We start from the raw sequence: 12,772 nt of genomic DNA, 5'->3' as shown, positions 1-12,772 counted from the left end.
TGCGCGCGCCATAGGCACAGGAGAGACTGGCCCGAAACAGATGTGGGAGCGGCCTTGCGTCGCGATGCGCCGCGCGGGCGGCGCTCGGTCTCACACGCGCAGAAAATGTTGTGGCGAGCACCTGTCAGCCCAACCCAATCTCAAACAAACCCCCATAAAAAAGGGAGAGCCGAAGCTCTCCTTTTTTCAACAACCCTCAGCCTCAGCCAATGGTCATCAAGCTGGCATTACCGCCGGCAGCAGCAGTGTTCACACTCACCGCCCGCTCAATCACCAACCGCTCCAGCGCAATCTGGTGATCCCCGCTGGACAGCCCGTGCACACCGACGATGGCACCGGCACGCTTGGCCACCTGCTGGCAGACGCTGCGCAGCTGGTCCGAGTCGCCATGGTGGATCACGGCGTCGAACGCCACTTCATCCTTGTTCCAGTCAGCCACCAGCTTCACCTTGGCCTGCAGCTCACGCGGCAGGCGGGCACGCAGGGCTTTGCCAGGCTCGCTGTCTGCCCACACCGCCGAGCTGCCGACGGCCAGTACGGCGGCCAACTGCGCCAGCAGGTCAGCCTCGTTGTCGGCCAGGCACAGCACGTGCTCACGCGGCAGGATGGTGTAGCTGTTGCGCTCGCCGGTCGGGCCTGGCAGCAGGCGGGCGATGCCGCTCTGCGACTGGCTGGCGAACTGGTCACAGAGCGCAGCCAGGTCGGCCAGTTGGTTGCTCTGGGCCCAGGCCTTCAGGCCGTGCAGCGGCTTGACCAGCTGTTCGTGCAGGGTGCGGTCTGGCTTGCCTTCGCCGTCCTGCTGCTGGAAGTGGCGGCCAATGGCATCGGCCGGGCGGGTCGACAACAGGCGGTACAGGTACAGTGGGCCGCCGGCTTTCGGGCCGGTGCCAGACAGGCCTTCACCACCGAACGGCTGCACGCCCACCACTGCACCCACAATGTTGCGGTTGACGTACATGTTGCCGGCGTTGGCGGTTTCCACCACCTTGGCGATGGTCTCGTCGATGCGGGTATGCACGCCGAGGGTCAGGCCGTAGCCGGAGTTGTTGATCTGCTCGATCAGTTGGTCCAGGTTGCGGCGGTTGTAACGCACCACGTGCAGCACCGGGCCGAAGATTTCACGCTTCAGTTCGTCGAAGCTTTCCAGCTCGATCAGGGTCGGCATCACGAAGGTGCCACGTTTGACCTCGGTCGCGTCGGCAATGGCCACCTGATAGACCGCGCGGCCTTTCTCGCGCATGCCCTGGATGTGCTTCTCGATGCCGGCCTTGGCTTCGGCGTCGATCACCGGGCCAATGTCCACGGCCAGGCGGTCCGGGCAGCCCAGACGGCTTTCGGCCATGGCGCCCTTGAGCATTTCGATTACGCGGTCGGCGGAGTCTTCCTGCAGGCACAGCACGCGCAGGGCCGAGCAACGCTGGCCGGCACTGTCGAAGGCCGAGGACACCACGTCGATCACCACCTGCTCGGTCAGCGCCGAGGAGTCGACGATCATCGCGTTCTGGCCGCCGGTTTCGGCAATCAGCGGGATCGGGCGGCCCTGGTTGTCCAGGCGGCCGGCGACGTTGCGCTGCAGCAGGCGGGCAACCTCGGTGGAGCCGGTGAACATTACGCCTTTAACGCGCTCGTCACCCACCAGGCCGGCGCCGACGGTTTCGCCGCGGCCCGGCAGCAGTTGCAGCACGCCCTCGGGGATGCCGGCTTCCAGCAGCAGGCGCACGGCCTGGGCGGCGATCAGCGGGGTTTGCTCGGCGGGCTTCGCCAGCACCGGGTTGCCGGCAGCCAGGGCCGCAGCTACCTGGCCGGTAAAGATCGCCAGCGGGAAGTTCCATGGGCTGATGCACACCACTGGGCCCAGGGGGCGGTGGGCGTCGTTGCTGAAATCGTTGCGTGCCTGCACGGCGTAGTAGCGCAGGAAGTCCACGGCTTCACGCACTTCAGCGATGGCGTTGGCGAAGGTCTTGCCGGCTTCGCGAATGAGCAGACCCATCAGCGGCTGGATTTCGGCCTCCATCAGGTCGGCGGTGCGTTCCAGAATGGCAGCGCGCTCGGCGGGTGGGGTGGCCTGCCAGATCGGCGCGGCGTTCAAAGCGCACTGGATGGCGTTGTCCACGTCGGCAACGGTGGCTTCCTGTACATGGCCGACCACGTCGCGGTGATCCGCTGGATTCAGTACCGGCGCGGCAGCGCTTTCACTGGCGGCGCAGGCCAGCATCGGGGCGGCCTTCCAGTCGTTGTGAGCGGTGGCCAGCATGGCGCAGGACAGTGACGCCAGGCGGTGCTCGTTGGCCATGTCGATGCCGGCCGAGTTGGCCCGCTCAGTGCCATACAGGTCGCGCGGCAACGGGATACGCGGGTGTGGCAGGCCGATGTTGCCTTCCTGGGTGCCCATGCGCTCGATGCTGGCGACCGGGTCGGCGACCAGTTCCTGAATGGAGATCGAGTGGTCGGCGATGCGGTTGACGAACGAGGTGTTGGCGCCGTTTTCCAGCAGGCGGCGTACCAGGTAGGCCAGCAGCGTCTCGTGGGTACCAACCGGCGCATAGACCCGGCACGGGCGATTCAGCTTGCCATCGGCAATCTTGCCGACCACTTGCTCGTACAGCGGCTCGCCCATGCCGTGCAGGCATTGGAACTCGTATTGGCCCGGGTAGTAGTTCTGCCCGGCAATGTGGTAAATGGCCGACAGGGTGTGGGCGTTGTGGGTGGCGAACTGCGGGTAGATGGCTTCTGGTACGGCCAGTAGCTTGCGGGCGCAGGCGACGTAGGAAACGTCGGTGTACACCTTGCGGGTATAGACCGGGTAGCCTTCCAGGCCTTCGACCTGGGCGCGCTTGATCTCGCTGTCCCAGTAGGCGCCTTTTACCAGGCGGATCATCAGGCGGTGGCGGCTGCGCTTGGCCAGGTCGATGACGTAGTCGATCACGTACGGGCAGCGCTTCTGGTAGGCCTGGATAACGAAACCGATACCGTTCCAGCCCGCCAACGACGGCTCGAAGCACAGGCGCTCGAGCAGGTCGAGCGACAGCTCCAGGCGGTCGGCTTCTTCGGCGTCGATGTTCAGGCCGATGTCGTACTGCTTGGCCAGCAGGGTCAGCGACAGCAGGCGCGGGTACAGCTCTTCCATCACGCGCTCGTACTGGGCGCGGCTGTAGCGCGGGTGCAGTGCCGACAGCTTGATGGAGATGCCCGGGCCTTCATAGATGCCGCGGCCATGGGAGGCCTTGCCGATCGAGTGGATGGCTTGCTCGTAGGAGGCCAGGTACTTTTGCGCGTCGTGCTCGGTCAGTGCGGCTTCGCCGAGCATGTCGTAGGAATAGCGGAAACCCTTGGCCTCGAAGCGGCTGGCGTTGGCCAGGGCTTCGGCAATGGTCTCACCGGTGACGAACTGCTCGCCCATCAGGCGCATGGCCATGTCGACGCCCTTGCGGATCATCGGCTCGCCGCTCTTGCCGATGATGCGGGTGAGCGAGGAGGTGAGACCGGATTCGTTGTGGGTGCTGACCAGCTTGCCGGTCAGCAGCAGGCCCCAGGTGGCGGCGTTGACGAACAGCGACGGGCTGTTGCCCAGGTGCGGCTGCCAGTTGCCGGTGCTTATCTTGTCGCGGATCAGCGCATCGCGGGTGCCCTTGTCGGGGATGCGCAGCAGGGCTTCGGCCAGGCACATCAGCGCCACGCCCTCCTGGGACGACAGCGAGAACTCCTGCAGCAGGCCCTGGACGATGCCGGCGCGACCGCCAGCACTCTTCTGATTACGCAGTTTTTCGGCAATGCCGGCGGCCAGCTTGTTGGTGGCTTCGGCCAGTGGTGCGCTCAGGCGCGCCTGTTCCAGCAGCATCGGCACCACCTCTTGCTCGGGGCGGCGGTAGGCGGCGGTGATTGCCGCGCGAAGTACCGACTGCGGCAGGATGCTCTCGGCAAATTCGAGGAAGCACTGGTGGCTGTGGTCGGCCGGGATCTCACCGGCATCGTCGACAAGGTTGCCGACATGGCCGTTAAGTTCGGTCAGGGTGGCACCACCCTCAAGCTTCTCCAGATAATTGAAGATCGCTTGCTTGATCAACCAGTGCGGCGTGCGGTCAATGGACTGCGCAGCTGCTTTGAGTCGCTCACGGGTCGGGTCGTCGAGTTTGACCCCAAGGGTGGTAGTCGCCATTTCTTATCCTCGTTATTGCCACGGCTGTGGCCTAAGCTGGCGCCAAGAGTAGCTGTAGGACAATTCGGGTGCAACCAGGTGCAACCGCATTTTTTGGCGCTATAGGTGCAACTCGTCTGACAGACATTTCCATGCCCTTCAATAAGGGCTTTAAGGGTGAGTTTTCTTATGAAAAACCCCTGTGATGCTCCAAAAAGGAGCAAAAAAGTGCCTCCTACGGAATATTGACGAGCGGGTGCAACTTCCAAATGAAAAATGGTTGCACCTGCTTTGCGTTGTTGCATAGGATTCGCCGCCTGGGTGCAACCGTCACGACTATGGTTGTGCATGAGATAAAAACAAACGCCAGGGCACACGCATGGGCAATCCACTTACGATCACTTTCGTGGTCTACATCGCAGCAATGGTACTGATCGGCTTCGCCGCCTATCGCGCCACCAACAACCTTTCCGATTACATTCTGGGTGGTCGCAGCCTGGGTAGCGTTGTTACAGCGCTGTCTGCCGGGGCATCCGACATGAGCGGCTGGCTGCTGATGGGCCTGCCGGGCGCCATCTACTTTTCGGGCCTGTCCGAGGCCTGGATCGCCATCGGTTTGACCGTTGGTGCTTACCTGAACTGGCTGTTCGTCGCTGGCCGGTTGCGTGTCCAGACCGAGCACAACGGCGATGCGCTGACTCTGCCGGACTACTTCTCCAGCCGATTCGAAGACAATAGCGGCCTGCTGCGGATTATTTCGGCGATCGTCATCCTGGTGTTCTTCACCATCTACTGCGCTTCTGGCATCGTTGCCGGTGCCCGCCTGTTCGAAAGCACCTTTGGCATGTCTTACGAGACTGCCCTGTGGGCTGGCGCCGCAGCGACCATCGCCTACACCTTCGTCGGTGGTTTCCTGGCGGTGAGCTGGACCGATACGGTTCAGGCTTCGCTGATGATCTTCGCGCTCATCCTGACCCCGGTGATCGTGCTGATTTCCACGGGCGGTTTCGACACCACCTTTGCTGCCATCGAGGCGGTGAACCCAGCCAATTTCGACATGTTCAAAGGTGCTACCTTCATCGGCATCATCTCGCTGATGGGCTGGGGCCTGGGCTACTTTGGCCAGCCGCACATCCTGGCGCGCTTCATGGCCGCCGATTCGGTGAAGTCGATCGCCAAGGCTCGCCGCATCTCCATGACCTGGATGATCCTGTGCCTGGCCGGTACCTGCGCCGTGGGCTTCTTCGGCATCGCCTACTTCTCGGCCAACCCTGACCTGGCGGGCCCGGTCACCGAGAACCATGAGCGTGTGTTCATAGAGCTGGCCAAGATCCTGTTCAACCCATGGGTCGCTGGCGTACTGCTGTCGGCCATTCTTGCGGCGGTAATGAGCACCCTGAGCTGCCAGTTGCTGGTGTGCTCCAGTGCATTGACCGAAGACTTCTACAAGGCCTTCCTGCGCAAGAACGCTTCGCAGCTCGAGCTGGTGTGGGTCGGTCGCCTGATGGTGCTGGCCGTGGCCCTGATTGCCATCGCCATGGCTGCCAACCCGGAAAACCGCGTGCTGGGCCTTGTGGCCTACGCCTGGGCTGGCTTCGGTGCCGCCTTCGGTCCGGTGGTGCTGATTTCGGTGCTGTGGAAAGGCATGACCCGAAACGGCGCGCTGGCCGGTATCGTGGTGGGTGCACTGACCGTTATCCTGTGGAAGCAGATCGATACCTGGGGCCTGTACGAAATTATCCCGGGCTTCCTGCTGGCTAGCATCGCCATCGTTTTGGTGAGCAAGCTGGGCAGCCCCTCCAAGGCAATGGTGCAGCGCTTCGAGACGGCTGACGCGGCGTATCACGCTGACAAGTGATGAGTGCTGGGTAGGCAACGAGTACGGCCCGAACAACAGCGTTGTTCGGGCCGTACTCGTTTGTAGCGGATGATTGCTTACAGGGTGAACTCGCACCGCGTTGGTTCGAACGCACCGGCCACACGTGGCACGATCAGGGCTTCATACTTGCCAGGGCCATGCCGGTCCAGGCCAACCTCCCATTCGTCGGATTTCGAGCTTGGCACTACCAGTGTCTCAGTAACGCCTTCAGGGTTCTTGAGTTTGAGCTGGGCGGTATAAGGCACATTGTCCAGGCCCAGTTTGCCGTGCAGGCGGTTTTGAGTTTTATCGTATTGGATGGAAGCTTTCATTTCATTTGCTCCTGGTTGGTGGAGACTCGATTCTTGGGATTTGCAGGGGCGCAGCGAATCAGGAATTCATTCCGAACGATGAGGGTTTTCATGGCTTCTCAACGGCGCGAGGGCGCTTGCGGTTGATTGCTGCACCTGACTCCGCCTGCAAGGCAAGGTAAACTTGCCACCCCCGCAGGAGTTGCCATGAACTATCGTCACGCCTTCCACGCCGGCAACCACGCCGACGTCCTCAAGCACATCGTGCTGACCCGCCTCATCGCCTTGATGTCGCGCAAGGAGCAGCCATTTGCCTACATCGATACCCACGCTGGGCTTGGTCTGTACGACCTGCAAGGCGACCAGGCAACCCGGACCGGCGAGTACCTGGAAGGCGTCGCCCGCTTGTGGGGCCGCGATGATGTGCCCGCCATGGCTGCCGACTACCTGCGCGTCATCAAGCGCCTGAACGCGGACGGCGAGCTGCGTTACTACCCCGGTTCGCCCGAGCTGGCTCGCCGCCTGATGCGCCAGCAAGACCGCGCCCTGCTCAACGAAAAGCATCCTGAAGACGGGCCGCTGCTCAAAGAGAACATGAAAAAAGACCCGCGTGTGGTCGTGCACCTGGGCGAAGGCTGGCATGTGCCCAGGGCCCTGCTACCGGTGCAGGAAAAGCGCGCGATCATGCTGATCGACCCGCCGTTCGAGCAGGCCGATGAGCTCAAGCGCTGCACCCATTCCATGAAAGAGGCCATCAGCCGCATGCGCCAGACCGTCGCGGCTATCTGGTACCCCATCAAGGACCAGCGCTCGCTGACGCGTTACTACCAGGACCTGACCAGCACTGGCGCGCCAAAATTGCTGCGGGTCGAGCTGTATGTGCACCACCAGGACAGCCCGCAGGGCCTTAATGGCTCGGGCCTGGCCATCGCCAACCCGCCATGGGGCCTGGAAGAAGAGCTCAAGGAGCTGCTGCCGTGGCTGGCCAAGGAGCTGGCGCAGACGGACGGTAGCTATCGCATGGACTGGCTCATCGCCGAATAGTATTGCCTGCCTGTACTGGCCTCATCGCTGGCAAGCCAGCTCCTGCAAGTACTGCATCTCCCTTGAGGGCAGCGGTGTTCCTGTGGGAGCTGGCTTGCCGGCGATGAGGCCAGTACGGGTTGCCGCGTTGCGCTTATGTTTGCGTTATAATCCCGCCCTTTAGCCGCCACCCGCCCATGAGGCCGCTGGCGCATTTTTACCGAATGAAGAGGCTAATCCCTTGGCATTGACGATTCTTGGCCTGTCCGGCGCCCTTAGCCATGACCCTTCCGCGGCCCTGTACATTGACGGCAAGCTGATTGCCGCCGCCGAAGAAGAGCGCTTCGTGCGTGACAAGCATGCGAAGAACCGCATGCCCTACGAGTCGGCGAAGTTCTGCCTGGAGCAGGCAGGCATCAAGCCGTCCGACGTCGACGTGGTAGCCATCCCGTTCGCCCCGATCAGCCTGTTCGGCAAGGCGCGCTGGCACTATGCCAAGCGCTATTGGTACGCCCCGGATCGCGCCCTCGATGCGATCCTGATGGGCAACCGTCGCTACAAGCGCTATCGCAAGAAAATCGTCTGGTGCCTGGAGCAGCTGGGCTTCGACCCGAAAAAGGTCAAGATCGAGCCGGTCGAGCATCACCTGGCCCACGCCTCCAGTGCCTACCACTGCTCTGGCTTCAAGGAAAAAACCGCGATCCTCGGCATTGATGGTAAAGGCGAATACGCCACCACCTTCTTTGGCTACGGCGAAAACGGCAAGATCCACAAGATCAAGGAATTCTTCGACCCGGACTCCCTGGGTGGCCTGTACGGTGCGATCACCGAGTTCCTCGGCTTCGAAATGCTCGACGGCGAGTTCAAGGTCATGGGCATGGCGCCGTACGGCGACGCCAGCAAGTACGACTTCTCGCGGTTGGCCAGCTTCGAAAACGGCGAACTGGTGATCAACACCGATTACGCCAACGTCATTGGCCTGCGCCGCTATAAAGAGAAGGGCAAGGGTTTCTACTTCTCGCCGAAGCTGATCGAATGGCTGGGCCCCAAGCGCGAAGGCGACATCGCAGACGAGCCGTACATCCATTACGCCGCCAGCATGCAGGCGCTGTTCGAGAAGCTGGCGCTGCAGATGATCGACCACTACCTGGGCGACACCCTGCGTGAAACCGGCAAGCTGGCCTTCGCCGGCGGCTGCGCGCTGAACGTCAAGCTCAACCAGAAGATCATCGCCCGCCCGGACGTGAAAGAGCTGTTCGTCCAGCCGGCCTCCGGCGACGCCGGTACTGCTGTCGGCGCCGCAGCCTATGTTTCCCACGCCCGCGGCGTACCGGTGGAGAAGATGGAGCATGTGTATCTCGGCCCTTCGTACTCCAACGAAGACGTGATCGCCGCCTGCGCCCGTCACCCGAACCAGCCCAAGTGGCGCAAGCTCGACAACATGCCGCAGCAAATCGCCCAGATCATGGTCGACGGCAACCCGGTGGCCTGGTTCCAGGGCCGCATGGAGTTCGGCCCGCGCGCCCTGGGTGGCCGTTCGATCATCGGCTGCCCGAGCGTCGAAGGCGTGGCTGACCGCATCAACCACCAGATCAAGTTCCGCGAGCGCTGGAGACCTTTCTGCCCGTCGATGCTCGACACCGTCGCCCCGCAGATGATCAAGGTCGACCACCCGGCACCGTTCATGACCTTCACCTTCGAAGTGGCTGAAGAGTGGAAGACCCGCGTACCGGAAGTGGTGCACGAGGACGGTACTTCGCGTGCCCAGGTGCTCAAGCGCGAGTACAACCCGCGCTACTACGACATGATGAAGGCGCTGGAAGACCTGACCGGCAATGGCGTGTCGCTGAACACCTCGCTCAACCGTCGCGGTGAACCTATGATCTGCTCGCCGACCGATGCCCTGAACATGTTCTTCGGCTCGGACCTGCAGTACCTGATCATGGAAGACATCCTGGTGGTGAAGGACGGCGCGGCCGCCTATGACCAGCCGCTCTGAACCGCGCATCCTGCAGTTCTGCCATGGCTATGACGGGCCGTTCCTCGACTGTGCCCGTCAGTACGCCAGCCTGTTCCAGGGGCGTGGCTACCAGGTCACCACGGTGTTCCTCACCGGTGCCGCCGACCCGCAGGTGGCGGCCGGTTGCGCGTCTGACGAGGTGCTGTTCCTTGAGTTCAGCTCCAAGGCCGTGCGTGGCCTCAAGCTCGGTGCCATCCGTGCCTTGCGGCGCATTGCGGCCGAGCGCAACTTCGCCTTCTGCATTGCCCACCGCTTCAAGCCCATCTACGTGGCCCTGCTGGGCACCGGCCTGCCGGTGATCGGCGTGCACCATGCCTTTGGCGACTATGAGCGCAAAGGCCGCCGGCTGTTCGCCAACCTGTTCAGCAAGCGCCTGATCCTGCTGGGCGTGTCAGACGCGGTGCGTGACGACATGCGCCGCTGCCTGCCACAGTGGCCAGCCGAACGCATCCAGACTTTGTATAACCGCATCGACATCGACGCCCTGCAAACGGCCCTGGTGCCGCGCGCCGAGGCTCGCCGGGCTCTGGGCCTGGACACGCAGGCGTGGGTCGTCGGCAATGTCGGTCGCCTGCACCCGGACAAGGACCAGGCCACTTTGTTGCGTGGTTTTGCCCAGGCGCTGCCCAAGCTGCCGGCCGGCGCGCGCCTGGCGATCCTCGGCAAGGGCCGGCTAGAGGCCGAGCTCAAGGCCTTGGCCGCCGAGCTGGGGATTGCCGGCCAGGTGAGCTTCCTGGGCCAGGTGCCGGATGCACGCCGCTACTTCGAGGCATTCGATGTGTTCGCCCTGAGCTCCGACCACGAGCCGTTCGGCATGGTCCTGCTCGAAGCCATGGTCGCTGGCGTACCGGTGCTGGCCACGGCTTGCGGCGGGGCTCGTGAAGTGGTCGAGGGTGTGGGTGTGCTGTTCCCGTTGGGCGATGCTGCCCAGTTGGCTCAGGGCCTGGAGCATATGGCCACGCTGAGCGCCGAACAGCGCCAGGCCTGTGCTGAGCACATGCTGCAACGCCTGCGTGAACGCTTCTCCGACCAGGCGGTACGCGAGACCTTCTGGCAGTTGCCGCAGGTACGTGCACTGGTGGGGCAGGCTTGATGCTCAATCGTATCCAGGCCTTCCGCGAGCGCGGGTGGCAAACGATCGACGCCAAGGCCTACGCCGAGGCATGGGCGCGTTTTGGTGGCAGTGTCGCCACCCATCCGCTGGTGGTCGAGCAACTGGCTGACCTGGCGCAGATCCCGGTACGTTACCTGGGCTGGTATCAGGCCGGCGAGCTGAAAGCCGCCATCCCGACCTGGGGGCGCCACCTGGCGCTGGCCAAGGACGTGCTCAAGCGTGCCGGCAAAAAAGCCCTGTTCGACTTGGGCAATGCCGAAATCATCCTGCCAGCTGCGGCCGATGCCGCTGCACCGTTGCGCCATACCGCACGCTACCTGTCCGAACTGAGCCAGGGCCGTTTCACGGGCCTCAAGGAACAGAAGGAACAGCTGGCGATGGCGCGGGCGCACGAAGACCTGTCGAAGAAATTCCGCTACAACCAGCGCCGCGAACTGCGCCTGCTGGAAGAGGCGGGTGGCGTGGTGCGCCCGATCAGCGACTTCAGTGCCCAGCAAATCGCCAGCATGTACTGCGACCTGTTCCAGCGCCGCTGGGGCTTCCCTGCCACCGGTGCCGAGCGCATGGCCGAGGTGCTGGAGCGTCTGCGCGAGCTGCTGATCGGCTCTGTGCTGATGCTGGACGGCAAGCCGATTGCCATTCAGCTGGTGTACCGCGTCGAAGCGCCGGACTGGGTCAGCGTCGAGTACATCAATGGCGGTGTAGACCCTGAAACCAAGGCCTTCAGCCCAGGCAGCGTGCTGAGTTTCCTCAATACCCAGGCCGCCTGGGAAGACGCCCGGGCGCGCAACAAACCATTGCGGTTCTCGTTCGGCCGTGCCGACCGCGAATACAAGGACCGTTGGTGCAACCCTGTGCCGGTGTATCAGGCGTGAGCCGTAAGCAGCAGTTGCTCAAGCGCCACCGGCGCAACAAGCGTCTGGGCTTGCTGGCAGGCCTGGTTGCGCTGGTCGCCCTCGGTGTACTGGCCTGGTGGTGGCTGCCGCTGTTGCTGTTGCCGCTGCTCTGGGCCGCCCACGAGGCCTGGTTTGCCGACCACCTGTTCTACGCACCCGGCGAGGACTACGCCTACGACTTCGGTGACCAGGCGCGGCAAGTACCTGCCAGCCTGCACGCGGGCCTGCTCAAGGCCGACTGCGTGCTACAGGGCGATGAAACCCTTGTGCTTGAGCTGCGGGTAAAAGGCAGCTGGCTCGGTCGGTTCCTGGACCCGCAGGTCGCGCTGCTGGCGGGTGAGCAGGCCGATCGGCAAACCTTCGAGCGTGGCGTCGATGGCGTGCGCTTCCTCAACCTGACCGGCCTGGCTGCGCCGCTCCAGGCCGGCGCATTGCGCCTGCGTGGTCGCCATTGCCGGCTGCTGGGCGAGCCGCGTCTGTGGATAACGCCGGCGGTCGAACTGCAACGGCGCCGGGTGATGGTGATTGCGCCGCATGCCGACGACGCCGAGCTTGCTGCGTATGGCCTTTACAGCCAGGCAGATGAAACCTGGGTAGTGACGCTGACCGCCGGTGAAATCGAGGCCGAGCACTATCAGCAGATGGGCCTGGGCAAGGCCGAGGCCGCGCGCCTGAAGGGCCGCCTGCGCGCCTGGGACAGCATCGCCGTGCCGCGTTGGGCCGGTGTGCCGGAGTCGCGTTGCGTACAGCTGGGCTACTTTTGCCTGCAGTTGCCTGCCATGCAGGCCGCGCCAGAGCAGCCTGTGGCGTCACGCGAGGCCGAGCTGGCCGATATCCGCGTATTTCGCCAGTTCAACCCGTTCCCGCTGCCGGCCGACAGCGATGGTGCGCCAACCTGGAACAACCTGCTGGCCGACCTGCGTAACTTGCTGGAAATGGCCAGGCCGCAAGTCCTGGTAATGCCGCACCCGCAACTCGACCCGCACCCCGATCACATCTGCGCTCAGGCAGCGGTGCTGGAGGCCTTGCAAGGCCTGGCATGGCAGCCACAAACCCTGCTGTGCTACGCCAACCACCTGCATGACAACGACCGCTGGCCCATGGGCGACAGCGGCGATGGTGTGGCCTTGCCTCCGCAGTTGAGTGCTGTGCAGGCCTGGGCACCTTGCAGCCTGGTCCTGGACGTGGCTACCCAGCACGACAAAGCCATGGCCCTGGGCATGATGCACGACCTGCAGCCGGCCCCGCCATTCAAGCGCCGCCTGCGCCGCTTGCTGCAACGCTGGCTGGCCGGACGGCGGCCGTCGCCTTATGGGGAGAACGAGTTCTTCCGCAAGGCCGTGCGCCGACACGAACTGTTCTGGCGGCGCGAGCTGTAAGTACGCCCCATGGTTGACCGCGATGGCGCAGAGCGC

General features: G+C 63.6%; 8 protein-coding genes. 6 read left to right on the top strand and 2 right to left on the bottom strand.

Features of this window, described 5'->3' with window-relative positions:
• Window positions 1–202 precede the first annotated feature (202 nt).
• On the bottom strand, window positions 203–4,156 hold the full coding sequence (putA, locus tag OZ911_RS26370; RefSeq protein ID WP_016489494.1) for a trifunctional transcriptional regulator/proline dehydrogenase/L-glutamate gamma-semialdehyde dehydrogenase: 3,954 nt from the start codon (window positions 4,154–4,156) through the stop codon (window positions 203–205).
• Window positions 4,157–4,514: 358 nt separating this feature from the next.
• Here putA and putP point away from each other — a divergent pair, with 358 nt between their 5' ends.
• On the top strand, window positions 4,515–5,993 hold the full coding sequence (putP, locus tag OZ911_RS26365) for a sodium/proline symporter PutP (protein WP_023046986.1): 1,479 nt from the start codon (window positions 4,515–4,517) through the stop codon (window positions 5,991–5,993).
• A 77-nt stretch (window positions 5,994–6,070) separates the two neighbouring features.
• Here putP and OZ911_RS26360 read toward each other — a convergent pair whose 3' ends face one another.
• Window positions 6,071–6,325, bottom strand: coding sequence for a hypothetical protein (locus tag OZ911_RS26360; protein WP_016489492.1), 255 nt, complete (start codon window positions 6,323–6,325; stop codon window positions 6,071–6,073).
• 186 nt (window positions 6,326–6,511) lie between these two features.
• Between OZ911_RS26360 and OZ911_RS26355 the strand changes: the two genes are divergently transcribed.
• The 5 genes from OZ911_RS26355 to OZ911_RS26335 all read left to right on the top strand — a co-directional run bounded on the left by OZ911_RS26355 (window position 6,512) and on the right by OZ911_RS26335 (window position 12,736).
• Window positions 6,512–7,348 (top strand): 23S rRNA (adenine(2030)-N(6))-methyltransferase RlmJ, encoded by an 837-nt coding sequence (locus OZ911_RS26355; RefSeq protein WP_016489491.1) that lies wholly within the window; start codon window positions 6,512–6,514, stop codon window positions 7,346–7,348.
• Window positions 7,349–7,568: 220 nt separating this feature from the next.
• Entirely contained in the window at window positions 7,569–9,326 is a 1,758-nt protein-coding gene (locus OZ911_RS26350) for a carbamoyltransferase family protein (RefSeq protein ID WP_016489490.1), read from the top strand.
• Window positions 9,310–10,440 (top strand): glycosyltransferase, encoded by a 1,131-nt coding sequence (locus OZ911_RS26345; RefSeq protein ID WP_096426850.1) that lies wholly within the window; start codon window positions 9,310–9,312, stop codon window positions 10,438–10,440. Before OZ911_RS26350 ends, OZ911_RS26345 begins: the two co-directional genes overlap by 17 nt.
• Window positions 10,440–11,336 (top strand): antimicrobial resistance protein Mig-14, encoded by an 897-nt coding sequence (locus OZ911_RS26340; protein WP_016489488.1) that lies wholly within the window; start codon window positions 10,440–10,442, stop codon window positions 11,334–11,336. The genes OZ911_RS26345 and OZ911_RS26340 overlap by 1 nt, the downstream gene beginning before the upstream one ends.
• On the top strand, window positions 11,333–12,736 hold the full coding sequence (locus OZ911_RS26335; RefSeq protein WP_023048672.1) for a PIG-L deacetylase family protein: 1,404 nt from the start codon (window positions 11,333–11,335) through the stop codon (window positions 12,734–12,736). Before OZ911_RS26340 ends, OZ911_RS26335 begins: the two co-directional genes overlap by 4 nt.
• Window positions 12,737–12,772: the final 36 nt, after the last annotated feature.

The sequence above is a fragment of the Pseudomonas fortuita genome (assembly GCF_026898135.2).
GTDB classification, from domain to species: domain Bacteria; phylum Pseudomonadota; class Gammaproteobacteria; order Pseudomonadales; family Pseudomonadaceae; genus Aquipseudomonas; species Aquipseudomonas fortuita.
The sequence above is the reverse complement of the archived record's forward strand: the minus strand, read 5'-3'. Positions and strand labels throughout refer to the sequence as shown.

What these genes read in the sequence shown, in the direction of transcription:
- putA (WP_016489494.1), bottom strand. Translation starts at nt 4,156, where the DNA reads ATGGCGACTACCACCCTTGGGGTCAAACTCGACGACCCGACCCGTGAG.
- putP (WP_023046986.1), top strand. Translation starts at nt 4,515, where the DNA reads ATGGGCAATCCACTTACGATCACTTTCGTGGTCTACATCGCAGCAATG.
- OZ911_RS26360 (WP_016489492.1), bottom strand. Translation starts at nt 6,325, where the DNA reads ATGAAAGCTTCCATCCAATACGATAAAACTCAAAACCGCCTGCACGGC.
- OZ911_RS26355 (WP_016489491.1), top strand. Translation starts at nt 6,512, where the DNA reads ATGAACTATCGTCACGCCTTCCACGCCGGCAACCACGCCGACGTCCTC.
- OZ911_RS26345 (WP_096426850.1), top strand. Translation starts at nt 9,310, where the DNA reads ATGACCAGCCGCTCTGAACCGCGCATCCTGCAGTTCTGCCATGGCTAT.
- OZ911_RS26340 (WP_016489488.1), top strand. Translation starts at nt 10,440, where the DNA reads ATGCTCAATCGTATCCAGGCCTTCCGCGAGCGCGGGTGGCAAACGATC.